This window comes from Acinetobacter bereziniae, assembly GCF_016576965.1.
Classification (GTDB): Bacteria; Pseudomonadota; Gammaproteobacteria; order Pseudomonadales; family Moraxellaceae; genus Acinetobacter; species Acinetobacter bereziniae.
Genome location: NZ_CP066119.1, coordinates 648129 through 673667, shown reverse-complemented (window position 1 = coordinate 673667; position 25539 = coordinate 648129). Strand labels below are relative to the sequence as shown.

The window sequence follows — 25539 nt, the reverse complement described above, 5'->3', positions numbered from 1 at the left end:
TTTGCTAGTAATCTCTTTAGTTTTACTAGCAATGTGGTGTTATCTATAGTAAATCTAGTGGGTATCGCTTTTTATATTGATTAAGGATCATTCATTTCTTCTATGTATTTCATTCAACCCAGTCGCCAGATTTCAAGTTTAGAGCACGTATTAAATACGCTTCCAAGCTTGCAGATGATTACCATTGAAGAGATTCATCTTTATGATCCAACCAGAATCGCGATTGCAGATGTACATGATTTTTTAGAATATCAATGGGCACTGCCAACGATTGTCATTGCACAAGAGAATGAAGGTGCTGAGCTTTCCCTAGCATGGGAACTTGGTGCGCTTGCTGGTTGGATATGGACCAAGCTTCCTAGCAACCTTGAAGGTTCGCTCTTTAAGATAGATGCCCAATATAAACGAAACCAAGATAGTCGCGATCTACCCTCTGCTGCAGAATTACAAAAAAAACTCCTCCCCAATCCAATAGACCTGCAAAACTATAAAGTTGAAACCCTTTTTCAGCCTTCAGCTTACTTGTCTGGTGACTGGTATGATTACTGGAAAATCAGTGATAAAGAAATCATGTTCTATTTGGCGGATGTCTCCGGTCATGGCGTAACCAGCTCTTTGTTGACTTCATGGATGGCAGCTTTTCACGGGCGTTCAAAAACACCAAGAGAGTTAATTAAGAAACTGAATGGAATGCTTGTACAAGAGAATATTGAAAAACACATCACTATGCTGGCAGGAATTCTCAACATTGAGACACATACATTAAAGTGGTCAAGTGCGGGGCACTATCCACCCCCTATTATTTTTGAACCCAATCAAGCTCCTCGTGTTTTAAATACCAGTAGCTTTCCTTTAGGACTTACAGAAGACTTAGAGGTTGAAGAATTTGAATGTACTTTAAATAAGCATGCGCGGTTCATTATTTGTTCTGATGGTGCACTTGAACCTTTTTCTGGTGGTTTGAATGAACAATTCGCTCAATTGGTCTATCATTTGCAAAATCAATCATTCCGCGCGCCAGATCACGTCGCAGATGACATTGCCATCCTCAGTCTTCGCAGAATGAATTAACATTATAATCAAATACATATAACTAATTAGACTATTAACTGATATGCAAACGCTTGAGTATAGACTTGCGCTATGTGATAATTTTCCTATCCTTCTCTGCAAATGGCATTTATATGTCAACAGGTCATGTTGAATATGCAAGCTTGAATGGAACGCATATTTTCAAACTTATTGGTGAAGTGCGAGCCCAATCTTGTATTAGTTTAGACAAACTTTTGGCAAGGATTGAACAACAGAAAAACGTCATTGGCGCAATTGTTGATTTAACCCAAACCACATTTATTGATAGTACTGTTCTTGGAATACTTGCGAAACTTGGTTTAAAGTTAAAACAAGTACACCACATCCAAGCAGTCATGCTATCCACAAATCCAGACATTACCACTCTAGCCAATAGCATGGGCTTAGGGCAGGTGTTTGTCATTTTAAATTATTGTGGTGACCCTAAAGTATGTACCAATGCTTTGATTGACGACAATGTGAATCACAGCACCATGTTGTGTACCGTTCTCGATGCACACAAAACGTTAATGAAGCTCAACGAAAACAATCAAAATATGTTCGAGCCATTAGTGAAACAACTTGAAAAGCAGCAAGATACTATGGAATGTGTATCTTCAGATCAGCAAAACGCTTAATCTTTTCAAAATTGTTATGATTAGGGATAGCACATGACTTTACTTTCTGTTGTTCAAATGAATTCTCAAAATGACATTGAAGCTAACTTCAGTGTGATTGAGTCATTGGTGCAACAAAGTAAAGCTGATGGTGCATCTTTGATTGTTTTCCCAGAAAACTTTGTCTGTTTCGCGGCTGGAAAACAACGAGAAACTGCGACACGCTTTGAAGATATTCAAAAGCGTTTAGAGCATTTAGCACATCGTTATCAAATATGGATAGTTGCCGGTACATTACCGTGCCCGTTCCGTCCAGATGGCTCTATCATTGAAGATGGTCGTGTACGTACAGTAAGCTTATGTATTAGCCCTGAACGTACTGAGGCGCGTTATGACAAAATTCACTTGTTTGATGTGCAAGTGGGCGATGCTGTTGGTGGCTATCAAGAATCAAAATTCTTTGAACCAGGCAATGATGTTGTGGTTGCAAAAACACCTTTTGGCAATATCGGCTTGATGGTGTGCTATGACCTACGCTTTCCTGAACTTGCACTGATACTTCGCTCCGAAGGTGCAAATCTTTTAACAGCGCCTGCTGCATTTACTTATACCACAGGTCAAATGCATTGGCAGTTATTACTGCAAGCTCGTGCGATGGACAGTCAATGTCAAGTTTTAGGTGCTGCTCAACAAGGTTGGCACGGTGAGAAACGCCAAACTTGGGGCCATGCTGGGGCAACCAATAGCCGAGGTCAAATTTTGGCAATGTCAAATCAGGAAGGCGCTCAACTGCTGACTGTACCTTTTGATTTAGCTGAACAAGATGCTGTTCGTGCATCAATGCCACTGATACAACATCGCCGATTGATTACTCTCTAATATTTTCCCAAATGACTTTATTTTATGAATATGACAAACAGCGTTATACTCAGTATGAGTCATATCTTTTGAGACAAGCATGCAACAAGACTATTCACATTTAAATCTTGATCATCAAGTTTGCTTTCTTGTTTATTCTACGAACTTGGCACTCAATCAACTGTACCGAAAAATACTTGCACCATTGGGCTTAACTTACCCACAATACTTAGTCATGCTCGTGCTTTGGGAAAAAGATGGTGTAACTGTCTCTGAAATAGGTGAAAAGCTGTTTTTAGAATCCTCTACGCTAACCCCTTTGCTTAAAAAATTACAAAGTCATGGTTTACTTAATAGGGAACGTTCGACCCTTGATGAACGTCAAGTGATCATTAGCCTAACTGAAGAAGGACAGCAATTAAAATTAAAAGCCGTTGATATCCCACTTCAAATCGCTCAAGCCAGTGAATGTAATTTAGACACATTGACCGAGCTTAAAGAGCTCCTTTCAACTTTACGCGACAACATTTCAAAATAATTTTTTATTAAATTTTACACAAACACTACTTGTTTAAATATTTATATCGTATACGATATATTTGAACACAATCAAAGGAAGCATCCAATGTCTTTAGAAAAAGTGGTTTATACAGCACATGCAAAAGCAACAGGTGGTCGTGATGGTCGTGCAACATCATCAGATGGAATTTTAGATGTTAAACTCGCTGTTCCAAAAGAAATGGGCGGTGCTGGTGGTGGAACCAATCCAGAACAACTTTTTGCAGCAGGTTATTCAGCTTGTTTTTTAGGTGCGATGAAATTTGTTGCGAATCGTGATCATTTAAAAATTACCCCAGATGTATATATCGAAGGTGATGTCGGTATTGGTCCTATTCCTACTGGCTTTGGTATTCAAGTGACGTTAAACATTCATTTAGAAGGTTTAGAGCAAGAAGAAGCACAGAAATTAGTCGATGCTGCTCATATTGTTTGCCCATATTCAAATGCGACTCGTGGCAATATTGATGTGACATTGAATGTGATTGTTTAATGTTATGCCCCCTACTTAATTAAAAGTGGAATTTTTATTTTTTAAGTAGGGGCGCACTGTTTTATTTCTCGTTGAACTTTATGAACGAGATAGAATTAATTGCTACTTAAGTCACACACGCAGTAAAGCGAAAGAAAATTCGAATTATACAACCAAGTCATCTCTAACTATTCAGCCGCCTCATTGGTCACACGTAATACTTCTTCCATGGTCGTTTTACCCGCCAATACTTTACGTAAACCATCATCACGAATTGAACTCGCATCTCTACGTGCATATTCTTCAAGTTCGTACTCAGCAGCATTACCATGAATTAAACGACGCATTTGCTCATCAATCGGTACAATTTCATAAATCGCAGTACGTCCCGTAAAACCCGTATGTGAACAATAATCACAACCGTTTGGCACAGGTAACTTTAGATCTGATTCTAAACTTACAGGTTTAAATACATCTTTTTCAAAATCATCTGCTTCACGCCATGTATGGCAATGAGAGCATAAAGTTCGAACCAAGCGTTGTGCAATCACACCAATCAATGAACTGGATAATAAGAAGGGTTCAATTCCCATATCTTTCAAGCGTGTTACTGCACCAATTGCAGTATTGGTATGAAGTGTAGATAAAACCAAATGACCTGTTAAAGAGGCTTGCACTGCAATTTCTGCGGTTTCTAAGTCACGAATTTCCCCCACCATCACAACATCAGGATCTTGGCGAAGCATCGCTTTCAGCGCACGCGCAAAAGTCATATCCACTTTGGTGTTAACTTGGGTTTGTCCAATACCTTCAAGTTGATATTCGATTGGATCTTCAGCGGTTAGAATATTTTTTGAACCATCATTTAAGTCAGAAAGTGCGGCATATAAAGTTGTTGTTTTACCAGAACCTGTTGGTCCCGTAACCAAAATAATGCCGTGTGGACGGTGAACCAATTGAGTCAAGCGATCATAGTCGTTTTTCATCAGCCCCAAATGCGTCATGTTTAAACGTCCAGCCTGTTTATCCAGCAAACGCATCACTACACGCTCACCATGAGATGATGGCAGTGTGGATACCCGAACATCTACCTCACGCCCAGCGAGACGTAAAGAAATACGACCATCCTGCGGAATACGTTTTTCGGCAATGTCCAGTTTTGCCATCACCTTGATACGTGATACCAACAACGGTGCAAGTTCTCGACGTGGTTGTACAATCTCACGCAACTGACCATCAACACGTAATCGCACAGATAATTTCTTTTCAAATGCTTCAATATGAATATCAGATGCACCCACACGGATGGCTTCTGACAACAAGGCATTGATCAGTCGGACAATAGGTGCATCATCCTCCTGATCCATCAAATCTTCTGTTTCAGGAACTTGATCAGCAAGGCTTAATAAGTCGGGATGATCTTCCAAGCCAGCTGCGACTTGTTGTGACTCACCTGTTTCACCTGCATAGCTTGAACTGAGCATTTGATTAAATTCAGTTTCATTGCATAATTGATGTTGTGCAACGCGACCAAGATAACGACGTGCTTCCTGAATCGCAATTTGTGCGGTATCCTGACGACGAACAATAAAAACTTGATCACCTTCATAACGCAACAGCACTCCATGCCGTTTTGCAAAACTATATGGTATTTGTAATTGTTTAAGAACTTGCATTACAACTTATATTAATCATTTAAATTGCTTTGAGTGTACTCTATGCACATGACAGCGTGAAGTCTGTTTGTTAAAGATTTGATGATGATTTTATGAATAGGATGAACACTTTTGTCTAAAAAGAAAGACCATCTTGAACCAGAACTTCCCGATTTAAAGTGGTGGGGAGAACAAAATTTTGAATTGAACCAATCCAAAGCATGGCAGTTTGGTTCAATGATGATGCGCATTACACGCGGTTTACAAGAATGGCGTCTAGAATATTATCGCCCACACTTCCAGTACGACTATGAACAGCAATGGCATAAAATTCATGATGTGAATTTTGGTTTTCCTGAACCCGTGCATGTTGAGCGCTACATGTTTAGAGAAACTCACAAAACATTTCAGTTAATGCCCCGATTGGCTGACCGTTCTGTAGTTATTCGTCCTGTCGATCCTATTTATATTCCAGCAGGACAACGTGGTACGCTGTATATCAGTACCCCCTTATGGATTTCAGGCTTTGTTCAGGCACAGAAAGAGCCACTATTTGATATTCCTGTGATTTTGCCTAAGGATACATGGTTTGGTCCAGATCACCGTACAGGTGAAATGTGTTATGCGACCTCAGTCGATGGTCGTACAGAATTGAATTTATTGCGCCCCCGTGCTTTCCGTGCTGTTACCCCGATTGATTTTCACAATGTCAGCAGTCATCAATTACGCTTCGATCGGATGAATGTGCCTGTTCCTGCATTGCCTTTATTTTATAGTGAAAGTACAGGTCGTTTATGGACCTCACAAATTAAGGTCATTTATGAAGGTAATGATCGTCCTGCTCGCGTTAGAATTGAAAATCGTACCCCACCACTGGCTGGAGAAGTGATTTATGTTCATCCACCACGTTCACCGGGTGGCGCATTATTTAACATGTTTGATTCATTTTTCTAAGGGATGAGGTAAACAATGGCTCAATCCAATATTCCCAAAGACATCGCGGACAGCTTAAAAGGCATTTTCACCAATGTAAATTTAGATCGTTTAAGTGAAATTGCCGTTGCACTGATTCTCTGCTTTGTTGGCTTTGTACTGGCGCGTGTTATTTCCAATACTTTTATTCGAACTATAGGTGCACGTTTTAATGCACATCAACGTTTGGTGTGGCGCAGAGGTATTTTTTATTTTATTTTCTTGCTGTTTGTAATTGCCAGTTTAAAAGAAGCAGGATTTAAACTCAGTGTATTTTTAGGTGCAGCAGGGATTTTGACCGTAGCACTGGGTTTCGCCTCACAAACCTCAGCATCTAACTTGATCAGTGGATTATTTTTAATCGGTGAAGGTTCTTTTGAAGTCGGTGATACAATCCAAATCACCCTCATTCGTGGGCATACGATTGAAGGTGAAGTAATTTCCATTGACCTTTTGTCCGTGAAACTTTTAACCATGGACAATGTTTATGTACGCCTACCCAATGAGCAACTGATTCGAGCACCAGTCCATAATCTATCAAAATTCCCGATACGACGATTGTCGATCACGGTAGCAATTAATTTTAATGAAAATATTAACAAAGTCCGTGAAGTATTGATTGAGGTCGCCAACGATTACCCATTGGTTTTGGCAGATCCTAAACCACGTGTGACTGTGTCCGCGTTTGGTGAATCATCCATTGAAATTTTATTTGCACTTTGGTGTATGCAAGCCAACTATCTACAAGTTAAAGATGAAATTCATGAGCTGATCCGTAATCGCTTTGTGGAAAATCAAATTGAGATTCCTGTGCCTAAAATTGGTTTTGTGGATCGTCCAAATCCAAATGAACCACTGCAAAATGCAGACATTGATGGATATGCCAATCAACAAGATTTAAAGTTAGAGCAAAAACAAGATAAACAGCTTTAAAGCTCAATGGGCAGATGAATCCTTGGTATCAAGCATTCATCTGTCCAATTACAAAACCTTCATCAATTTTTAAACAATGAGCTGATAAATTAGTCACTTCAAAACAACAAAATCGACACAAGCACAATGCAACTCAATCATTATTTAAATTTTGAAGGTCAAACAGAAGCCGCTTTTAACTTTTATAAGTCGTTTTTTGGTGGAGATTTCTCTTTTTTAAAGCGCTATTCAGAATTGCCTGATGTCCAAGTCCCTGAACAAGAGAAAAATTATATTTTGCACATTTCTTTGCCCATTAATGACTTTACTGTATTGATGGGCTCGGATACCACTGAACAGTTCTGTGCACCAAATAGTGCTCCATTCAGCAAAGGAACTAATCATTATATTTCGATTAATTTAGAAGCACATGAAGCGGATGAAGCTCAACGATTATTTACAGCACTCTCTGCCAATGGTCAGATTGAAATGGCTTTGGATAAAACGTTTTGGGGTGCTCTATATGGCGCTTTCACAGATCAGTTTGGTATTCGATGGATGGTAAACTGCCAACTCAATGAAGTTTAATCATCTCATTAAAATATAGCCTATTGATTCGACATGATATAGGCTATAGTTTACTCAAGAAAACGACATCATTTATAACAAATATGATCACAGGGCTTACCCATACACTTCTGATTATTCTCATCACGATTGCAATTTCTATCATTGCTTGGCAACAACGCAATGTCATGAATCGTTTGATTTTCAATATTTCAGCAATTAAGCATGGTCAATATGATCGCTTTTTAACACATGGTTTCATCCACAATGATGGTATGCATTTATTCTTTAATATGTTTACCTTGTATTTCTTTGGACGAAATATTGAATGGTTTTTCCGTGGTTATTTAAGTGGTATGGGCTTTGTCTTATTTTATTGTAGCGCCATCATTATTGCTGCTATTCCAAGCTATTTGCATCATCGGAATTTAAACTCTTATCGAAGTTTAGGCGCCTCAGGTGCAGTCAATGCAGTACTGTTTAGTTCGATCTTATTTAATCCTTGGGGCATGATCTATATCTATATTTTACCGGTTCCCGCAATTATTTTTGGAACAATATATTTGTGCTATAGCATGTATGCGATTCGTTCTGGGCATTCACCACTGATTGACCATCGTGCTCATATTACTGGTGCAATCTATGGTTTCTTATTCCCATTACTTTTAGAACCTTCTCTGGGCACAGCATTTTTTTATAAGTTTATTAATTCACCACTATTTTAAATTTTGCATTCACTCACTGATGTCTAAGCTATGGTTAAGCTTTAGACATCAATATTGGAAAATTGCGCAATAATTGTGAGACCAACAGTAATAAAAGCAATCCCGACCCAGCCAGCTAAATCAATATTTTGACCTAAAAATGTCTTGGCTAATAACGCAGTGGCGATCACCCCAAGCCCAGACCATAAAACATATAGAATTCCAGCTTGCATAAATTTCAACGCATAAGCAGCACATGCAAAAGAAATGATATACAAAACTAGAGCGATGCCTTGATCAAATTTATTGACCAGACCATTGCCTTTAGCAGAATAAAATGTGGATAGAACATCAGTCGCAATTGCGATCAACAGCCAAAATACCCCAGGATTAATTTTTGCAAGTAAGAAAGACATTGTCGTTTTAGTTCAAATCATCATCGTCAAATTTTATCTTGAGTAAACCTCAACAACCAGCAGAATCTTTGGATAAATAAAAAGGTGAATCCCTCGATTCACCTTTTTAGGTTTGAATTTTAAAAACTATGCTTGATCCAACCTAAATGATGTCATGGTCAAAGAACCTGCTACGGCTTGATCATTAAAAATACTCAGCTGATCATTTTCTTCCTGTAAACCTAAAGCATATAACATTGGATAATAGTGATCTGGTGTTGGAATCGACAATAAAAATTCAGGACCCTGCTTTTGCCAATCAATCAATGCTTGATGATTATGACTTAACAAAAAATTCTTCATTTTTGCATCTGCTTCTAAAGCCCAATCATAACCAAAGTGACCATCAAATTTGTCAAAAGCAACTTTTCTAAGGTTATGGACCAAATTACCACTCGCAACAATCAAAACACCTTTACGGCGCAATTGAGCTAGTTCTTTTGCCAAATCATAATGATATTGTGCATCCTGACTGTAGTCGATACTCAACTGTACGACGGGAATATTGGCTTGTGGAAATACATGACATAACACCGCCCATGTTCCATGATCCAAGCCCCACGTATGATCATGATGAACTTCAACACGATGAATCGCAGCAGTTGTTTCTTCAACCAGTGCTTTATTTCCAGAAGCAGGATATTGCATATCAAATAATGCTTGAGGAAAGCCACCAAAATCATGAATCGTTTTGGGTTGTTGCATGGCAGTAACTGCTGTAACACCCTGTGTAAGCCAATGTGCAGAAATACATAAAATTGCTGTCGGTTGTGTCTCCATTTCAGCACCAATACGATTCCACGAACGTGTAAAATCATTGGTTTGAATGGCATTCATTGGAGAACCATGCCCAAGAAACAATACAGGCATGACTTCAGTATTCGGTAAAGTTGCATTCCAACCTTTGAGTAACGATAAATCACCTGTTGTTTGATTGAGCATTTCATTCACCATAATAAATCTTTATTTCATTATGTGATCTTTCAATTCGGTAAAACAGCGACTTTTACAGCATACAACATTGCAAAAATGCAACGATCAATTTAAATTCCTGATTTAACTTTGAACATAGTTTTAGTCGGCATGAAAGCATTCATGTTTAATAATTCGACCAATCATCCAGAAAAAAGCCGAACATATGTTCGGCTTTCTAATTCAAAATCAATGCTTAAAATAATCAAGCGCCGGTTTGATAATGCGCTTTCGGTACTGCTGTAGAGGCTTGATAAGGGTGAGTAAAATCACCTAAACCAGCAGCAGCTTCTTGAATATCTTTACCTTCTTTAATTACAAAGGTATCAAAACCTGAACGCTTCATATAATTCAAAACGTCTTTAAATACATCACCAGTTGCACGAAGCTCACCTTGGTAACCTTGGCGACGCAATAATGCCGCAAAGGAATAACCACGACCATCATTAAACCCTGCAAAATCAATAAAGATTGCATCTAACTGATCAAGCGGAAACTGGTTAGTTTCTGGCGAAGCATCCACAGTGATCAATAGCGCTTTTTTACCTGTTACATTGGCAAGCTGATCCAACTGTTCAACAGTCAACAATACATCACCTTGAGGTAACACACCATCCTCACCAATAATTTGATAAGTATTGTCTGCAATAGAGCCATCTTTAGAGAGGACTTGAAGTGCGGTATTAAGCATATGCACGCTCCTTAAATGGTTTAATGCCGACACGGCGGTAAGTTTCAATAAATGCTTCACCTTCATTACGAAGATCAAGGTAAGTATTTAAAATTTCATCAATAATATCAGGTACAGCTTCCGCAGCAAATGATGGTCCTAAAATGTCACCAATTGAAGCATCGTGGTCTGCGTTTCCGCCCAAAGTAATTTGATAGAATTCCGCACCTTTTTTATCTACACCTAAAATACCGATATTACCGACATGGTGGTGACCACAAGCATTCATACAACCTGAAATATTCAAGTCAATATGACCTAAATTATAAACTGTATCTAAATCATCAAAACGGCGTGTAATCGCTTCAGAAATTGGAATCGATTTCGCATTCGCCAAAGAACAGAAGTCACCACCCGGACAGCAAATAATATCGGTAATAAAGCCAATATGTGCACGAGCCAAATTGTTCTTTTCAAGAACTTGCCACAATTCAAATAAATCTTTTTGCGGAACATCCACCAATGAAATATTTTGTTCGTGCGTAGTACGCAACTCGCCAAAAGTATATTTGTCTGCAAGATCTGCAATCAAATTCATTTCTTCAACAGTCATATCACCCGGTGCAATACCTGCACGTTTGAGTGAAATGGTGACAATACGATAACCAGCCACTTTATGTGCATTGGTATTGATATTGAACCAATGCTTGAATTTTGGATATTCAGCAAATAAGGCACTAAAGTCTTCATCCGCATAATCTTGATAATCAAACGGCATGAATTCTTGATCTAATTTTTCTAAGATCTCGGGTTGTACTTTCAATGTTTTGATGGTTTCAGCAAACTCAGCTTCCACTTTTTCAGCAAACACTTCAGGTGTTAATGCTTTCACCAAAATTTTAATACGTGCTTTGTATTTATTGTCACGGCGACCATGTAAGTTATATACACGAAGTACTGCTTCCAAATATGCAATTAAATCTTCACGTGGTAACCATTCACGAATCATTGAACCAATGATCGGTGTACGTCCTAAACCGCCACCGACTTTGATTTTATAACCCAATTCACCCGCTTCATTTCGAGTTAAATATACACCGATATCATGGAATGAAGTTGCAGCACGATCAATTTCTTCAAGTGCAGACACTGCAATTTTGAATTTACGTGGTAAGAATGCAAATTCAGGATGGAATGTCGACCATTGACGAATCAATTCACAAGTTGGGCGTGGGTCGGCAATTTCTCCAGCCACAACGCCAGCATATTGATCAGTAGTTGTATTACGAATACAGTTTCCTGAGGTTTGAATGGCATGCATTTGAACAGAAGCAAGACCTTCAAGCATATCAGGAACGTTTTCCAGTGCAGGCCAGTTAAACTGAATATTCTGACGTGTTGAAACATGCGCATAGCCACGGTCGTATTCTTTAGCAAGTTCAGCAACTTTGCGCAATTGTTTAGAATTCATTAAACCGTAAGGTACAGCGATACGTAGCATTGGCGCATAACGCTGCACGTATAAACCATTTTGTAAGCGTAAAGGACGATACTCATCTTCAGTGAGTTTTCCAGCTAAATAACGTTCCGTTTGATCACGGAATTGTGCAACACGTTCGTTGATCAGTTGCTGATCAAAATCAGTATATAAATACATGGCGTACAGCTAGTAGTTTCATTATAACGATGGACAATATAACGAGTATTGATCTATCAAAGAAATGCTTTTTTTCCATATTTTATAGCGGTTTTATTGATAAGCATCCTCCAGGGATTGAATTGGCAAGACTTCGCTTAATATCCTCAGCGTTATAATGCATTTGATGTTTTTCTTCATTACTTATCTTTATTTAAGATAATAAAAAAAGAGCATAGATTCTATGCCCTTTTTAACTGATTGAAGACTTATTAAAAGAGGATTAACCATGAAGCAATTTAAATACTTGAGTTAAACACATGATCATCTCTTGGATTCACTCGTAGATAAAGATTTAAAGAGCTAATTTAGGATTGGTCATCCGAGCTTTGCTGTTCAGTATCATTTTCCAGTTTATTTTCAGCAATTTTTGCAGCTTCATATCCTGCAAATGCACCTGCCGCTTTTTCTAAAAATCCAGCATCAGGATCTAATTTATCAACACCTTGCTCAGCAATTACAGCACCTGCAATTTTACCCAATTCATCTAATAATCCGCTCATTGCATACACTCCACAGTGTTTTGTTTGAGTTCTCATTGTATTCAGTCTCATGTTCAACATTGCGGAGACTTTGTTGTATAAACAACAGGCTTATGCGTAAGTACTGCAAAGAATTATATTGTTTGTTGCTAATTAAACCACTGTTAATCTTTTAAGGCTGAAATACTGCGCCATTTCGATGAATCAAATCGCGTTTACTGTTAAATCGTCAAGTAGGTATTTTCCCACGTACTTTCACAGAATTGACTTAAATCTGTTTTCGTATCTACTTCAATCAATTCAACATAGCGACCATGTACATGATCAATTGCAATACAATCATCGATATCTAAAACCCGATCTGTGTGCTGCTTTTGCCAATGGTTGGCAAAATGCTGTTTGCCCTTGCTTTTTGCTTCACTGGCATCTTGGGCGACAACAAGAACATAACGATGCAACTCTCCAAACTCATTTACATCGTAGCCACCTAGGTTAATTAACCACAACTTAGCGTCTAATAGATTCGGTTGAGCATCACTAAAACGGATCTGATATGTCTTATTTTCAAACTCAATGACTTGTAGCTTTTGCCAAGCATCAATATGCAAACCTTGTTGTTCACCAAACCACGCATTTTTTAATTGAGGATAAATTTCTTCAAGTGTGTCTCCAACAGCCAAAACGACATCATGGACTTCTGTATTGGCACGTGCATGGCGACCACCCAACATAACGATAAATAAACTAGACATATGCAACAACTAAATAACTAAGTGAATGTTTGAATAAGTTTTAATAGTAAAATCCCACCCACAGATAATACCGCATTATTGAGAAAATGAATGAGTAACACATGCCATATATTTCTTGTGCATAAGTAGATCAAGTTTAAAAATAATCCTGCACTCATAAAGCTGATTGTTGCGACTAGGTTCCCATCAAAATTATAATAATGAATCAAACCAAATAAAATCGAATTCAGCATGATCAAAACCATGCGCCATAACCACGGCTGAATAAATAGTTTTTGTAATAAGGTATAGCGGAACACGATATCTTCTAAAAGTGCAGTAAATAAAGGTCCAAAGCTGATGAGTAACAAACTCAGAAAAGCAATTTTTTCAGGATCAATAAATGGTCTTTCTTCGTGACTTTCACTCACAGGAAGAAATTGACGTGTGAGTGAGATAATCACTTGTAAGCATATTGCACCCACCACAACCAATATACTTGAACGCCAAAAAGCCTGTTGATATTTTTTCCAATGCGTAAACAACATATCCTTATATAAGCAGCACACTAAAATAAACAGTACGCCTCTTAAAATAGTATCGCCCAAACTGACAGCTATCGAGATTCCAAATATTTTTTCTAAAATAAGACCATTTATAACAATCAATGGGAGAATAGAAACGGCAAAAGTGTCTTTCCATCCCCAGATAATTTTTTCAGGGAAGTTTTCAGCCCAAACTTTTTGTAAAAAATGCATAACCAAGATAATCTTTTATTTTTAGTAGATTTTGCGCAAAAGAACGTAAATTCCAAATACTGTGTATAGAGTGCTTATCATCAAGATATAAAAAAGCCCCTTATAAAAGAGGCTTTCCAAATAAAAATGATGAATTACATTTCCACCATTTCCACACCATCAATACGCGCCACAGTCATTAAATCTTTATCACCACGACCTGATACAGTTGCGATAATAATTTGATCTTTTGACATCGTTGGTGCCAGCTTAGTGACATAAGCCATCGCATGTGAACTTTCCAATGCAGGAATAATTCCTTCAATATGGGTCAAATCACGGAAACCTTGTAAAGCTTCTGTATCGTTAATTGGCACATAATTTACACGATGCATATCTTTCAAGAAACTATGTTCAGGTCCTACACCTGGATAGTCCAAACCAGCTGAAATTGAATGTGTTTCAATAATTTGACCTTGTTCATCAGACATTAAGTAAGTTCGGTTACCATGTAGAACACCAACGTGACCTGCATTAAGTGGTGCTGAATGTTTACCTGTTTCTACACCCAGACCAGCAGCTTCAACGCCATACATTTTCACATCTGGATCATTTAAGAATGGGTAGAACAAGCCCATCGCATTTGAACCACCACCCACACATGCAACCAAGGCATCAGGTAAACGACCTGCCTGCTGTTGAATTTGTTGACGTGCTTCACGACCTATAATCGACTGAAAATCACGTACCAATTGTGGATACGGATGCGGACCTGCAACTGTACCAATGACATAATAAGTTGAGTCAACATTGGTGACCCAATCTCGCATTGCTTCGTTCATGGCATCTTTTAATGTTTTAGAGCCACTTTCTACAGGAACAACAGTTGCTCCGAGCAAACGCATACGATAGACATTCATCGCCTGACGTTTAACATCTTCAGCACCCATAAAGACAACGCATTCGAGACCTAAACGTGCTGCGATGGTTGCTGTTGCAACACCATGTTGCCCCGCACCTGTTTCTGCAATAATACGTTTCTTTCCAGAAAGCTTCGCCAATAATGCCTGACCGATGGTATTGTTGACCTTGTGCGAGCCTGTATGATTCAAGTCTTCACGTTTAAGATAAATCTGCGCACCACCCAACTCTTTCGACCATCGTTCAGCATAATACAAAGGACTAGGGCGTCCTACATAATAAGCGAGATCACGGTCGAATTCTGCCAAAAACTGAGCATCATCTTTCATACGGAAATAGAGCTTCTCTAAATCCTCTAAAGCTGCCATTAAAGTTTCTGACACAAAACGTCCGCCATGGATACCAAAATGCCCGTTTTGATCTGGGAATTGGGTATAGTCAATCACACTATTTTGTTGATTACTTTGCTGATCCACGTTGGACTCCTTGCATAAATCGTTCTACGAGTTGTTGGTCTTTAATACCTTTTGCGGACTCTACGCCTCCGCTCACATCGACTGCATAGGCTTGAGTCGTTTGTATGGCGTTTTCAACATTTTCAGGCTTTAAACCACCTGCCAAAATCAAAGGAATATCAAGTTTAGGGAATTGCGACCAATCAAAACTGTGCCCTGTTCCCCCTTTCAATTCAGGATGCCATGCATCTAAAAGCATAGCACTCGCGCCTGCCTGTTGGTATGGTCGAATTGTCGTAATAATTGCTGAATTGTCTGCGTCAGGTTTGATCTGAATTGCTTTATACCAACGACGCTTATTATATTGGGCAATCTGTTGGCATTGTTGTGCAGTTTCATCCCCATGAAATTGAATAATATCTAAAGGGACAGATGCTAAGACTAGTGCAATATCTTCTGCACTGGCATTCACAAACAAGCCCACAATACTGATATAGGGTGGAATGAGTTGCGCGAGTTGTTGTGCTTGTTCAATTGTCACGTAACGTGGGCTGGGTTCATAAAACACAAAACCAATCGCATCCACACCTGCATTTACGGCAGCATGAATATCCTGTGGTCGTGTAATTCCACAAATTTTGGCACGGGTACGCATAGTTTTGAACTCGAATTTGTTTAGATCAAACTGATTTTTTCAATATTTTGGACAAATCATTGTAAAGCAAATTCCTTCACTTGCGTTAAAGTTATATAGGATTATCTGTTTTACATTGTTTATACACTTAACAAACTTTATACTGCACACAAATGCAACAAGTCTAGCTTTAGGCTTTGGGAAGTTGGTGAAAATCCAACACTGCCCCCGCAACGGTAAAATGAAAATATTATTCTTTATAAGTCTCATGGCTTACACCACTGCAATATTTTGTGGGAAGGTGGAATAATCTGAATTGTTTTAGATTCTATATTTAAGTCCGGATACCAGCTTGTTGTGCCCTTAAACTCAATCATTCACGGGGAGTGAATGTATGGAGCGTATCATGTCTGTTATTTTTAAACCTACAGCGCTTGTAGGTGCTGTCGCTATTGCGATGGGGTTATCTTCTGCTGCATTTGCTGAACAGCAAGACCAGACTTCTAATTCGATAGCATCCTTGTCACCGATTGTTGTGACAGCCACTCGTTCAGAAGAAAGTCTAAAAAATATTCCTGTTCGACTTACTGTAATTGATCAAAAAACAATTGAACAAAACCCATTACTGAATGTTTCAGATGTCATCCAAAGAGATCCTGCTGTTTACATTAAACAAAGTGGTGGTATTGGACAAGTTTCAGAAATTGCTCTTCGTGGTACTAAAGCAGTACATACATTGGTTTTAAAAGACGGTGCTCGTTTAAACAGTCAAAATGAACTTGGTCCTTTATATCCTGCTTTCTTGGATACAACTGATGTTCAACAGATTGAAATATTGAAAGGTCCAGCTTCAGTGCAATATGGTAGTGATGCCATCGGTGGTGTTGTTCAGCTTATTTCAAAAAAACCAGTTAAATCTGGAGCAGAATTAACAGGTATCTATGGTGAAAATAATACTTACAAAGCGATTGCAAAAGCAGACCTAGTGACTGATCAAGGCTTTTATGCACAAGTCGGTGGACAACGTTTAGAAAGTGACGGTACACGTATTTTTGAAAGCCAACCAAAAAATGAAAAAGCAAGCTTTGATCAAAAGGGCTATAATGCAAAATTTGGTTATTCACAAGAAGATATCGTGGATGCTTACGCATCAATCAGTGAAAACAAAGGTACAAATATTTTTAGTAATGATTACATTGTCAACACATCACCACGTGAATTTGAAAATCGTGTGATCAATGCCAAAGTCTCTTATAATATTTTGCCTGAACTGATCGTAAATGCACAATATTCCAATGTTCAAGACAAACAAAATGTTCCAGCTTATGCATCGCATTACAACACAGAGAATAATCAGGGTGATTTAAACTTAAAATGGAAGTTTACACCAAATCAAAATGTCTTGGTTGGTGCAACATATAATGATGCGAACTATAAAAGTAATACCATCTTAAAAAATGATCAAAGTGTAAATAGCACAGGTTACTATTTACAACACCAATTCAAAAATGAGTTGTTTGATACCCAAGCTGGTATTCGTGTAGAAGATAATGAGCGTTTTGGTACGCATACTGTAGGACAAGGTGCCGTACGTTATCATTTCTTACCGAATGCAAGTGTATATGCCAATATCGGAAGCGCTTTCCGTGCGCCAACCTTAAATGAGTTATATTCACAATGGGGTGGTAATGAGAAGTTAGAGCCTGAAGAAAGTACCTCTTATGAACTGGGCTTTGATTATGATTTAACATCAAACATCAGCACAAATATTTCTGCTTATCACACTAGAATCAAAAACTTGATTGTTTACAATTATCCTGCGGGTAATGAGAACATTGATCAAGCTAAATTTACCGGTGGTGAAGCTGAAGTTAAATGGCATCAAGATGATTTGTTCCTCTCTACCGCATATGCTTATGTGAAGACAGAGAATGACAAAGATGGTAATGAAATTGCTTATCGTCCCCGTCAGACTTTAACGCTCACCACGGGTTTAGAAAATACTAATTATGGTATTAGCGCTTCACTCATTGCACGGGCGAAAGCTTATGCAGATGCGGTCAATAAAACTCGTGTTCCTGGTTATGCAACTGTAGACTTAAACGCTTATTGGAACGCAACACCAAATGTTAAAGTCTTTACCAACATTCAAAATGTGGGTGATGTTGAATATCGTGAAGTTTTCAATAATTATCCATCACAAGATTGGTATATCAATAATGGTCGCCAAGCTTCGGTTGGGGTAACTTTCCGTTACTAAAAGCTAGACTCAAAAAAATATCTAAAACAGCGCAGTTTATGGATAATGTTTTGACCGACATTATCCTTTTTTATTCTTTAGCTTTTCATTTTTATCTAGGACAAAATCATGGGACATCGCTTAAGTAAAATTTACACCCGTACAGGTGATTCGGGAACCACTGGATTAGGAGATGGCTCTCGTGTACCTAAAGATGACTTACGTATTACCGCTTTAGGTGATGTGGATGAACTCAATTCGATCATAGGTGTATTACGTTCACAAATCTCAATCAGTGATATTACGGATAAAGCCCATTGGGACAAATCGCTCAGTTTAGTTCAACACTGGCTGTTTGATTTGGGGGGTGAAGTCTGTATTCCCAACTACAACTTGCTGCAACCTGTTTGTGTGGAATTTCTTGAAAATGAAATTGATAAAATGAATGAAGATTTGCCGATGCTAAAAGAGTTTATTCTTCCATCAGGCACCTTGGCATGCAGTTATGCTCATCAAGCACGTGCAGTATGTCGCCGTGCTGAACGTAGCCTCATGACTGTGCATAGCAGAGACCAAAATATTCAAGCCACAGCCTTACAATTACTCAATCGCTTGTCAGATTGGTTTTTTGTTGCCTCTCGTACATTACAACGTGCAGAAGGTGGTAGTGAAGTGCTTTGGCAAAAGAACATCAACGATACAATTTAACTATCTTTGACCATTCATCTATGATTTTTTGACAGTATGATCATGTTTAGTCCTACTGAAAGAATAGGACTAAACACAAATTTTCAGTTAAAGATTAAAGTTTCGTCATCAGTCAAAATAATCTAATGGTTAGGCTTCTATGATGAGATCGATGATCTGAATATCGAGTTTATTCTATGAGAATTATCGGACATCGTGGTGCACGTGGCGAAGCACCTGAAAACACCTTGGGTGGCTTTCAATATATTCATGACTTAGGTATCCGTGCGGTTGAGTTTGATGTGCGACAATTAAAAGATGATGAACTCATTATCATGCATGACGATAATTTCTTAAGAACCACAGGAATTGATCAACCACTTTACCCTTTAGACAGCGCACAACTCGCATCGTTTAACCAAGCCAATATCTGGATGGATTGGGAAAAACAAATGACACCGACTTTGAGGCAAAGTTTAAATATCATGCATGATTTTGAACATATTGAAGTTGAAGTAAAGGCTGTTGAAACCGTACAAGATGCTGAAAAGCTCACTGTTGAATTACAGAAACAGCTCAAAGATTTTAAACATACGGCGGTCATTACCAGTTTTGACTTAAAAATACACCACGCTTTACAACAACAAAAATCAGAATTTAAACGTGGTTTACTGATTGAAGAGGACATTCAGGAACAAGCCATTGAACAGGCATTAGAACTGGGTTGTTGCCAAATTGGCTGGATGAATCAGTTGGCAAGCGATGCAATAGTTCAAGCGACTCAAGCAGCAGGTTTGAATATCAGCGTTTGGACAGTGAATGATATTCAACGTGCTCAACATTTACGTGATTTAGGTATCCAAGGATTAATAACAGACTTTCCAAAAATGATGCAAGATGCATTAGGTCAATTGCAATAATTTAAAATAAATTGAGTCGCATAAAATCGGATTTTCTTTATAGTGTTGGAAGTGATTTAACTCATAACTTTCTTGGATTCAGTCACGACCAAGTATGAAGTTGTGGCACTTATTCTGGGTAAATTTTTTTACACACTTTTGACAATCAAGTACGACTTTTTAATCATTCATTTTTTTCGATCAAATCGCTAAAATCTGTGTTTTATTCTGTTACTGTTTTATACAATACAGATGTACACTAATACTAGTGAACATCTGTTCGCTCATGATACTATTCGTGAATAGTATAGCCTAGAAAAATGCTGAAGCTATGCGTTTAACTTTACCTAATGAAGGTTCTTAGGAGTGCTGTTGGAGATGAATGCTCCCCTACCCAAAGCCCCAATAAATTGGATCGGTGTTTTTGCTCTGGTATTCTTACCACTTGTGGCATTAATTGCGATTCCATTGTATGCCTACCATCATGATTTTAGTATGGCAGCTTGGATTAGTTTATTCGTTTTACTCGGCCTCAGTAGTTTAGGCATTACTGCGGGTTATCATCGCTTGTGGGCACACCGTGCTTATGAAGCGACTTTACCTCTTAAAATTATTCTGATGATTATGGGAACATTTGCTGTTCAAAACAGTATTTTGTTCTGGGCTTCAGGTCACCGTACTCATCACCGTCACGTAGACGATGTTGATCAAGATCCATATTCAATTAACAATGGCTTTTGGTATGCACACATTGGCTGGATGTTACGTAACTATCCTGCTGCTGAATCAAACTATAAAAATGCACCAGATTTGTTAAATGATAAAGTGGTGATGTTCCAAGACAAATATTACATTCCATTGGTCATTGCAGTTCATGCAGCTATTCTCCTTCCATTGGGTTGGGCTGTAGGTGACATCTGGGGCGTATTGCTCTTAGGTGGTTTACTCCGCTTAATCATTAGCCACCATGTAACCTTCTTTATTAACTCTTTATGTCATATGTGGGGCAAACGTCCTTATACAGACGAAAATACTGCACGTGATAACTTCCTGCTTGCCATTGCGACATGGGGAGAGGGTTATCATAACTACCATCATATTTTCCAATACGATTATCGTAATGGCGTGAAATGGTGGCAATATGACCCGACGAAATGGTTGATTTGGTCATGCTCTAAAATTGGTTTAGCAAAAAATCTTCGTCGTATTCCGAGCTTTAATATTAAAAAAGCAGAATTAGCAATGAAGTTTAAATATGCTGAACAGGACTTAGCAATTTACGGTCACAATGTAAATGCTGACATTTTAGCAATGAAACAAAAAGTCTCTCAAGAATATGAAGCTTTCACCCATACATTAAACGATTGGGCAGCTTTAAAAGAGCAAGAGTTACAAGCTAAAAAAGCCTCGGTTGCGGAAAAAATTCACCAAATGGATGTCAAACTTAAAGTTGATTTTCAGTTGGTTGAGCAAAAATTGGCTTTCCACCGTGAGCGTTTAGAAACATTGATGCGCGGTATTAAAAAGAACGTTGTTTCTTAATCTATCAATCATCAAATCAGTAAAAATCCACATAAATAGAAAAGCTCCAACTGGAGCTTTTCTTTTGCCTAATTTTTATAACCATCTAAATCTAAACCGAGCAACTGACATGCAGATCAATAATATCCCTTTTGGCATCACCAACTGGACAGAGATTCCGACCACCCGTCACCAAGGTGAACAAGGTTTTGCACTTTGGCGAACTCAACAATTTGATCAAATTCGTGTTCGAATGGTCGAGTACTCAGCAGGATATTTAGCAGATCACTGGTGCTTGAAAGGTCATATCCTTTTTTGTTTAGAGGGTGAGTTATATACAGAACTTGACGATGGACGTACATTTACTTTAACCGCTGGTATGAGTTATCAAGTTGCAGATCAAGCGGAAGCACATCGTTCTTCAACCACATCAGGCGCAAAGTTATTTATTGTCGACTAAATTAGTCGACATTCTCCCACAGCATTAAAATTTTGCTATATTGATCAAGTCATGATTTATCCATTGCGATCAACTGTTATGTACTTCAATCCTCGTTATCCCACGTTGAATCCAAAACTATACCATGAGCAAATGCCCAACCCGCTTAAAGGTGTAAAAGCAGGACATTTTAATCTTACACTTGCTGATGAATTACAATGGTCGGATGAAGAAAAAGCACAGTGGGTGGAGATTTGCAGTGGACAAAAAACATTCCCAGAATTCCATCCTTTAGCGATGGTCTATGCAGGACATCAGTTTGGTCAATGGGCTGGACAATTGGGGGATGGGCGAGGTTTGTTGATTGCCCAAATTATCAATCGTCATCATCAAACCATTGATCTGCATTTAAAAGGCGCAGGCTCTACGCCCTACTCTCGCATGGGCGATGGACGAGCTGTACTTCGCTCAGTCATTCGTGAGTATTTGGCAGGTCATGCCTTAAATTCGCTTGGTGTCCCATCAAGTAATGCAGTAGGTTTTACCTCATCAACTCAAGGTGTTCAGCGAGAGAAGCTTGAACTTGGTGCAATGATGTTACGTACATCAGATTGTCACATTCGTTTAGGGCATTTTGAATGGATCAACCAATACCAACCTGACCTATTGCCAGAATTCACCCAAAAATGTATCGAATGGCACTACCCTGAATGTTTAGAGCTTCAGCAAGCAGGCACTGAAAATCATATCTTGGCTTTTGCACGCAAAGTGATTCAAAATACAGCCATCATGATTGCCAAGTGGCAACTGGTTGGCTTTGCGCATGGGGTGATGAATACTGATAATTTAAACATTACAGGTTCAACTCTCGATTTTGGTCCTTATGGTTTTATGGAACGATTCCGTCCAAACTGGATCAATAACCACAGTGATTACAATGGACGTTACACTTATCAAAACCAACCCAGTATCGCACATTGGAACTTATGGAACTGGTTAAATCATTTAATTCCACTTGCTCAACCTGAAACAAAAGAAAAATTTAAACAGGATTTGGTCGAATGCTTGGAAGATTTTGAACCTACCTTTCTTAAACACTATACAGATGGGCTATGTCAAAAACTTGGGCTTCCAAACTTTCACAAAGACAGCTTTGACTGCGGTATGAGCTTTTTAAAAATTTTACAAAGCGAACAGCTTGACTATACCAATAGCTTTATCCGTTTACAAAATAAGCAGTATGAAGCCATTCAAGATGATTGCCTAGATCGCCATCAATTTGAATTATTTTTGACTCAATATGAAAGTATTCGTGAACATCAAGATTTAGATGAATTGGATGCTGATATGAAACTTGCCAATCCAGTTTATATCTTAAGAAATCATATGGCTCAAAAAGCCATTGAGCAGGCTGAGCGTGATGATTTTTCTGAAGTTGATCGTTTATTTAAGTTACTCAGCCAACCTTTTACACGTCAAACTGATTTAGAAACCGCTGCAGATTTGGCTCCTTTAGCAAGTGATTTACCTGAAGTTATGGTGAGTTGCTCATCTTAGGTCTATTTTGAGTAATCATACTTACCCACAATTTCTGTGGATAACCATGTGTTTATCCACAGGATAAATCCACAATCACAATTCAACTACAGCTTCCCAGTTTAATTTGGGTAAAATTTAGACAATACATTGCTTTACAACATTCGTAATTTAAAATGAATAAAAAATATCTCTTTTCAATTTTTGCTATTTTCATTGTGATGATCGCTGGTGGATGGTTCTATCAAAAATATAATCAATTTATTCCAACAGCAAATGCTGCCATACATGTCAAAAATTTATCACAGCAAGACATCACTCTTATTCGTCAAAACACTCCGATTACAGAGGTTAAAGTTTATAAGTCTGCTCGCATTGTCCAATTGATGCACCATGATCAAAAAATTCAAAGCTATCCAATGCGCTTAGGCTTTACCCCCCAAGGTTATAAAGTACAAGAAGGTGATGGAAAAACACCTGAGGGACAATATATTTTAGATTGGCGCAATCCGAATAGTGCCTTTTATAAATCTCTGCATGTGTCTTATCCAAACCAGCAAGATCTCGCACAAGCCAAACGACTCGGTGTTTCCGCGGGTGGTGATATTATGATTCACGGTTCTGCAACCACTTCACAAATCGAGAAAATGCCGAGTTTAATGAACTATTTACCTCGAAATGACTGGACATGGGGCTGTATTGCCGTTAGAAATGTTGATATGGATGAAATCTGGAAACTGGTGGATGATGGAACCATGATTCGCATTTACCCATAATTGAATTTAAAAGAGAACATAATGACTGGTGAAGAAATCCGAACTTTAGCATTTAAGATTGCGTCACATTTGCCTAAATCCGAACTTGACTATCCTTTTGGTGAGGATGTTCCTGTTTTTAAAGTGATGGGAAAAATGTTTATGTTAGGCTCTGAACTGCATGGCAAAAAACTGATTAATTTAAAAGTTGAACCTGATCATAGCGAAATGTTGAGAGATCTCTACCCCTCGATTCAGGTGGGCTACCATATGAATAAACGTCATTGGATTTCAGTCTATGAAGGCGAACAGATCAGTGCTGATCTGATTCAAGACTTGGTTGAAGGCTCTTATGAGCTTGTGAGCAAGAGCCTGACCAAAGCCCAAAAGCAGGTATTGGCGGTTTATCAACATATTAAATAATTAGCGGGCTTTGGATCGCACATTAGATCAACAGAGCTAACCTCTATCTATTCACGATTCAGTCAAAATTAGAATGTATCAATAAATATCAAGTTATATGTTTATTTTTCAAACATAACTTTTTACATTTATAAACATTTACCCACAATATCTGTGGATAAACCTGTGTTTATCCACAACGATGAACTTAAAATGTCGAAAACTTAATCTTCTGGATATTCAAAACGATAGCCTACGCCATAAACAGCTTGTACCCATTCATGACGATTTCCAGTTTCCGCTGCTTCAGATATTTTACGACGTAAGTTCTTGATATGACTATCAATAACACGGTCTGCAACATCAAAACTATCTGGGTTAATATGGTCTAAAAGTTGCGCTCTAGAATAGACTTGTCCCAAATGTTCGAGGAAAAGCTCTAAAAGACGAAACTCAGTTGGTGTTAAATTCAACGATTTTTGTTGATACCAGATGCGTTGTTGTGCTTTATCAATCCGGAATAAATCATTGGCTTCAGGTTCAGCTTTACGTTCTAAACGACGTAACACAGCTTGTACACGTGCAACCAATTCCTTAGGACTAAATGGTTTACAAACGTAGTCATCAGCACCCATATTTAAGCCCAACACACGGTCAATTTCTTCAGTACGCGCTGTGACCATAATGATCGGCAGATCGGTTTGTTCACGCACTTTACGACAGATCGTGAGACCATCCATACGAGGAACCATCAAGTCCAAAACCATGAGGCTTGGCTTACGTTGTTGAAAGCTTTCATAGGCTTCTTGACCATCATGAAACATACTGACTTCAAAGCCTGCCGCTTCTAGATAATCCCGCACCAATTGCGCAAGTTCAACTTCATCTTCTACCAGCATGATATGTTTCATGTTGTGCTATT

The 25539-nt window shown here is 38.5% G+C and carries 28 protein-coding genes and 1 riboswitch; of the genes, 17 read left to right on the top strand and 11 right to left on the bottom strand.

Annotation, left to right across the window (positions count from 1 at the left end; translation table 11 throughout):
• Positions 1–102: 102 nt before the first annotated feature.
• The 5 genes from gigA to I9192_RS03170 all read left to right on the top strand — a co-directional run bounded on the left by gigA (position 103) and on the right by I9192_RS03170 (position 3597).
• The gene (gene gigA / locus I9192_RS03190; RefSeq protein ID WP_005033793.1) at positions 103–1071 is read left to right on the top strand and encodes an RsbU family protein phosphatase GigA; all 969 of its coding nucleotides are present in this window, start codon (positions 103–105) and stop codon (positions 1069–1071) included.
• Positions 1072–1184: 113 nt separating this feature from the next.
• Complete coding sequence (gigB, locus tag I9192_RS03185) at positions 1185–1709, top strand: anti-anti-sigma factor GigB (RefSeq protein ID WP_009586265.1); 525 nt, start codon at positions 1185–1187, stop codon at positions 1707–1709.
• 33 nt (positions 1710–1742) lie between these two features.
• Positions 1743–2567, top strand: a complete 825-nt coding sequence (locus tag I9192_RS03180; RefSeq protein WP_005033796.1) for a carbon-nitrogen hydrolase family protein — start codon at positions 1743–1745, stop codon at positions 2565–2567.
• A 79-nt stretch (positions 2568–2646) separates the two neighbouring features.
• Entirely contained in the window at positions 2647–3084 is a 438-nt protein-coding gene (locus I9192_RS03175; RefSeq protein ID WP_005033798.1) for a MarR family winged helix-turn-helix transcriptional regulator, read from the top strand.
• Positions 3085–3171: 87 nt separating this feature from the next.
• Positions 3172–3597, top strand: coding sequence for an organic hydroperoxide resistance protein (locus I9192_RS03170; RefSeq protein ID WP_005033801.1), 426 nt, complete (start codon positions 3172–3174; stop codon positions 3595–3597).
• A gap of 167 nt (positions 3598–3764) precedes the next feature.
• On the opposite strand, the gene gspE is transcribed toward I9192_RS03170, so the two are convergent.
• A complete protein-coding gene (gene gspE, locus I9192_RS03165) occupies positions 3765–5252 on the bottom strand; it encodes a type II secretion system ATPase GspE (RefSeq protein ID WP_005033803.1) in 1488 nt (495 codons plus the stop codon).
• 111 nt (positions 5253–5363) lie between these two features.
• Here gspE and I9192_RS03160 point away from each other — a divergent pair, with 111 nt between their 5' ends.
• From I9192_RS03160 to I9192_RS03145, 4 genes are all read left to right on the top strand, one after another.
• A complete protein-coding gene (locus tag I9192_RS03160) occupies positions 5364–6185 on the top strand; it encodes a hypothetical protein (RefSeq protein ID WP_004824948.1) in 822 nt (273 codons plus the stop codon).
• A 15-nt stretch (positions 6186–6200) separates the two neighbouring features.
• On the top strand, positions 6201–7136 hold the full coding sequence (locus tag I9192_RS03155; RefSeq protein WP_004824949.1) for a mechanosensitive ion channel family protein: 936 nt from the start codon (positions 6201–6203) through the stop codon (positions 7134–7136).
• A gap of 126 nt (positions 7137–7262) precedes the next feature.
• The gene (locus I9192_RS03150) at positions 7263–7703 is read left to right on the top strand and encodes a VOC family protein (protein ID WP_005033806.1); all 441 of its coding nucleotides are present in this window, start codon (positions 7263–7265) and stop codon (positions 7701–7703) included.
• A gap of 83 nt (positions 7704–7786) precedes the next feature.
• A complete protein-coding gene (locus tag I9192_RS03145) occupies positions 7787–8407 on the top strand; it encodes a rhomboid family intramembrane serine protease (RefSeq protein ID WP_005033809.1) in 621 nt (206 codons plus the stop codon).
• A 41-nt stretch (positions 8408–8448) separates the two neighbouring features.
• Here the strand turns inward: I9192_RS03145 and I9192_RS03140 are convergent, their stop codons facing one another.
• From I9192_RS03140 to I9192_RS03100, 9 genes are all read right to left on the bottom strand, one after another.
• A complete protein-coding gene (locus I9192_RS03140; RefSeq protein ID WP_005033812.1) occupies positions 8449–8802 on the bottom strand; it encodes a DMT family transporter in 354 nt (117 codons plus the stop codon).
• 126 nt (positions 8803–8928) lie between these two features.
• The gene (gene ygiD, locus I9192_RS03135) at positions 8929–9795 is read right to left on the bottom strand and encodes a 4,5-DOPA-extradiol-dioxygenase (RefSeq protein WP_005033814.1); all 867 of its coding nucleotides are present in this window, start codon (positions 9793–9795) and stop codon (positions 8929–8931) included.
• Between the two features lie 223 nt (positions 9796–10018).
• On the bottom strand, positions 10019–10504 hold the full coding sequence (locus I9192_RS03130; protein WP_004824955.1) for a DUF934 domain-containing protein: 486 nt from the start codon (positions 10502–10504) through the stop codon (positions 10019–10021).
• Positions 10497–12140, bottom strand: coding sequence for a nitrite/sulfite reductase (locus I9192_RS03125; protein ID WP_004824956.1), 1644 nt, complete (start codon positions 12138–12140; stop codon positions 10497–10499). Before I9192_RS03125 ends, I9192_RS03130 begins: the two co-directional genes overlap by 8 nt.
• Positions 12141–12487: 347 nt before the next feature.
• Complete coding sequence (locus I9192_RS03120; protein WP_004824957.1) at positions 12488–12682, bottom strand: hypothetical protein; 195 nt, start codon at positions 12680–12682, stop codon at positions 12488–12490.
• 200 nt (positions 12683–12882) lie between these two features.
• On the bottom strand, positions 12883–13413 hold the full coding sequence (locus I9192_RS03115) for a DUF1543 domain-containing protein (protein ID WP_004824958.1): 531 nt from the start codon (positions 13411–13413) through the stop codon (positions 12883–12885).
• Positions 13414–13430: 17 nt separating this feature from the next.
• On the bottom strand, positions 13431–14150 hold the full coding sequence (locus tag I9192_RS03110) for a CPBP family intramembrane glutamic endopeptidase (protein ID WP_005033819.1): 720 nt from the start codon (positions 14148–14150) through the stop codon (positions 13431–13433).
• A gap of 134 nt (positions 14151–14284) precedes the next feature.
• Positions 14285–15526, bottom strand: coding sequence for a tryptophan synthase subunit beta (trpB, locus tag I9192_RS03105; protein WP_004824961.1), 1242 nt, complete (start codon positions 15524–15526; stop codon positions 14285–14287).
• Positions 15510–16160 carry a phosphoribosylanthranilate isomerase gene (locus I9192_RS03100; protein WP_005033821.1) on the bottom strand — a complete coding sequence of 217 codons (651 nt, stop codon included), beginning with the start codon at positions 16158–16160 and terminating at the stop codon, positions 15510–15512. Before I9192_RS03100 ends, trpB begins: the two co-directional genes overlap by 17 nt.
• A 142-nt stretch (positions 16161–16302) precedes the next feature.
• Positions 16303–16509: riboswitch (cobalamin riboswitch) on the top strand.
• Between the two features lie 24 nt (positions 16510–16533).
• On the opposite strand from I9192_RS03100, the gene I9192_RS03095 reads away from it, so the two are divergent.
• From I9192_RS03095 to I9192_RS03060, 8 genes are all read left to right on the top strand, one after another.
• Entirely contained in the window at positions 16534–18399 is a 1866-nt protein-coding gene (locus tag I9192_RS03095) for a TonB-dependent receptor plug domain-containing protein (protein WP_005033825.1), read from the top strand.
• Positions 18400–18507: 108 nt separating this feature from the next.
• The gene (locus I9192_RS03090; protein ID WP_005033827.1) at positions 18508–19086 is read left to right on the top strand and encodes a cob(I)yrinic acid a,c-diamide adenosyltransferase; all 579 of its coding nucleotides are present in this window, start codon (positions 18508–18510) and stop codon (positions 19084–19086) included.
• 176 nt (positions 19087–19262) lie between these two features.
• Positions 19263–19985, top strand: a complete 723-nt coding sequence (locus tag I9192_RS03085) for a glycerophosphodiester phosphodiesterase (protein WP_005033828.1) — start codon at positions 19263–19265, stop codon at positions 19983–19985.
• Between the two features lie 357 nt (positions 19986–20342).
• Positions 20343–21506, top strand: coding sequence for an acyl-CoA desaturase (locus I9192_RS03080; RefSeq protein ID WP_005033830.1), 1164 nt, complete (start codon positions 20343–20345; stop codon positions 21504–21506).
• Positions 21507–21615: 109 nt separating this feature from the next.
• Positions 21616–21945 carry a DHCW motif cupin fold protein gene (locus I9192_RS03075; RefSeq protein ID WP_005033833.1) on the top strand — a complete coding sequence of 110 codons (330 nt, stop codon included), beginning with the start codon at positions 21616–21618 and terminating at the stop codon, positions 21943–21945.
• Positions 21946–22023: 78 nt separating this feature from the next.
• The gene (locus tag I9192_RS03070; RefSeq protein WP_010591079.1) at positions 22024–23481 is read left to right on the top strand and encodes a protein adenylyltransferase SelO; all 1458 of its coding nucleotides are present in this window, start codon (positions 22024–22026) and stop codon (positions 23479–23481) included.
• A gap of 155 nt (positions 23482–23636) precedes the next feature.
• The gene (locus I9192_RS03065; RefSeq protein ID WP_005033839.1) at positions 23637–24236 is read left to right on the top strand and encodes a L,D-transpeptidase family protein; all 600 of its coding nucleotides are present in this window, start codon (positions 23637–23639) and stop codon (positions 24234–24236) included.
• A 21-nt stretch (positions 24237–24257) separates the two neighbouring features.
• Positions 24258–24638 (top strand): MmcQ/YjbR family DNA-binding protein, encoded by a 381-nt coding sequence (locus I9192_RS03060; RefSeq protein ID WP_004824971.1) that lies wholly within the window; start codon positions 24258–24260, stop codon positions 24636–24638.
• A gap of 203 nt (positions 24639–24841) precedes the next feature.
• Here the strand turns inward: I9192_RS03060 and I9192_RS03055 are convergent, their stop codons facing one another.
• Positions 24842–25528, bottom strand: a complete 687-nt coding sequence (locus I9192_RS03055) for a response regulator (protein ID WP_004824972.1) — start codon at positions 25526–25528, stop codon at positions 24842–24844.
• Positions 25529–25539: the final 11 nt, after the last annotated feature.

Excerpts from the sequence above, each read along its gene's own strand:
- gigA (WP_005033793.1), top strand. The coding sequence starts at position 103 with ATGTATTTCATTCAACCCAGTCGCCAGATTTCAAGTTTAGAGCACGTA.
- gigB (WP_009586265.1), top strand. The coding sequence starts at position 1,185 with ATGTCAACAGGTCATGTTGAATATGCAAGCTTGAATGGAACGCATATT.
- I9192_RS03180 (WP_005033796.1), top strand. The coding sequence starts at position 1,743 with ATGACTTTACTTTCTGTTGTTCAAATGAATTCTCAAAATGACATTGAA.
- I9192_RS03175 (WP_005033798.1), top strand. The coding sequence starts at position 2,647 with ATGCAACAAGACTATTCACATTTAAATCTTGATCATCAAGTTTGCTTT.
- I9192_RS03170 (WP_005033801.1), top strand. The coding sequence starts at position 3,172 with ATGTCTTTAGAAAAAGTGGTTTATACAGCACATGCAAAAGCAACAGGT.
- gspE (WP_005033803.1), bottom strand. The coding sequence starts at position 5,252 with ATGCAAGTTCTTAAACAATTACAAATACCATATAGTTTTGCAAAACGG.
- I9192_RS03155 (WP_004824949.1), top strand. The coding sequence starts at position 6,201 with ATGGCTCAATCCAATATTCCCAAAGACATCGCGGACAGCTTAAAAGGC.
- I9192_RS03150 (WP_005033806.1), top strand. The coding sequence starts at position 7,263 with ATGCAACTCAATCATTATTTAAATTTTGAAGGTCAAACAGAAGCCGCT.
- I9192_RS03145 (WP_005033809.1), top strand. The coding sequence starts at position 7,787 with ATGATCACAGGGCTTACCCATACACTTCTGATTATTCTCATCACGATT.
- I9192_RS03140 (WP_005033812.1), bottom strand. The coding sequence starts at position 8,802 with ATGTCTTTCTTACTTGCAAAAATTAATCCTGGGGTATTTTGGCTGTTG.
- ygiD (WP_005033814.1), bottom strand. The coding sequence starts at position 9,795 with ATGGTGAATGAAATGCTCAATCAAACAACAGGTGATTTATCGTTACTC.
- I9192_RS03130 (WP_004824955.1), bottom strand. The coding sequence starts at position 10,504 with ATGCTTAATACCGCACTTCAAGTCCTCTCTAAAGATGGCTCTATTGCA.
- I9192_RS03125 (WP_004824956.1), bottom strand. The coding sequence starts at position 12,140 with ATGTATTTATATACTGATTTTGATCAGCAACTGATCAACGAACGTGTT.
- I9192_RS03120 (WP_004824957.1), bottom strand. The coding sequence starts at position 12,682 with ATGAGCGGATTATTAGATGAATTGGGTAAAATTGCAGGTGCTGTAATT.
- I9192_RS03115 (WP_004824958.1), bottom strand. The coding sequence starts at position 13,413 with ATGTCTAGTTTATTTATCGTTATGTTGGGTGGTCGCCATGCACGTGCC.
- I9192_RS03110 (WP_005033819.1), bottom strand. The coding sequence starts at position 14,150 with ATGCATTTTTTACAAAAAGTTTGGGCTGAAAACTTCCCTGAAAAAATT.
- I9192_RS03100 (WP_005033821.1), bottom strand. The coding sequence starts at position 16,160 with ATGCGTACCCGTGCCAAAATTTGTGGAATTACACGACCACAGGATATT.
- I9192_RS03095 (WP_005033825.1), top strand. The coding sequence starts at position 16,534 with ATGGAGCGTATCATGTCTGTTATTTTTAAACCTACAGCGCTTGTAGGT.
- I9192_RS03090 (WP_005033827.1), top strand. The coding sequence starts at position 18,508 with ATGGGACATCGCTTAAGTAAAATTTACACCCGTACAGGTGATTCGGGA.
- I9192_RS03085 (WP_005033828.1), top strand. The coding sequence starts at position 19,263 with ATGAGAATTATCGGACATCGTGGTGCACGTGGCGAAGCACCTGAAAAC.
- I9192_RS03080 (WP_005033830.1), top strand. The coding sequence starts at position 20,343 with ATGAATGCTCCCCTACCCAAAGCCCCAATAAATTGGATCGGTGTTTTT.
- I9192_RS03075 (WP_005033833.1), top strand. The coding sequence starts at position 21,616 with ATGCAGATCAATAATATCCCTTTTGGCATCACCAACTGGACAGAGATT.
- I9192_RS03070 (WP_010591079.1), top strand. The coding sequence starts at position 22,024 with ATGTACTTCAATCCTCGTTATCCCACGTTGAATCCAAAACTATACCAT.
- I9192_RS03065 (WP_005033839.1), top strand. The coding sequence starts at position 23,637 with ATGAATAAAAAATATCTCTTTTCAATTTTTGCTATTTTCATTGTGATG.
- I9192_RS03060 (WP_004824971.1), top strand. The coding sequence starts at position 24,258 with ATGACTGGTGAAGAAATCCGAACTTTAGCATTTAAGATTGCGTCACAT.
- I9192_RS03055 (WP_004824972.1), bottom strand. The coding sequence starts at position 25,528 with ATGAAACATATCATGCTGGTAGAAGATGAAGTTGAACTTGCGCAATTG.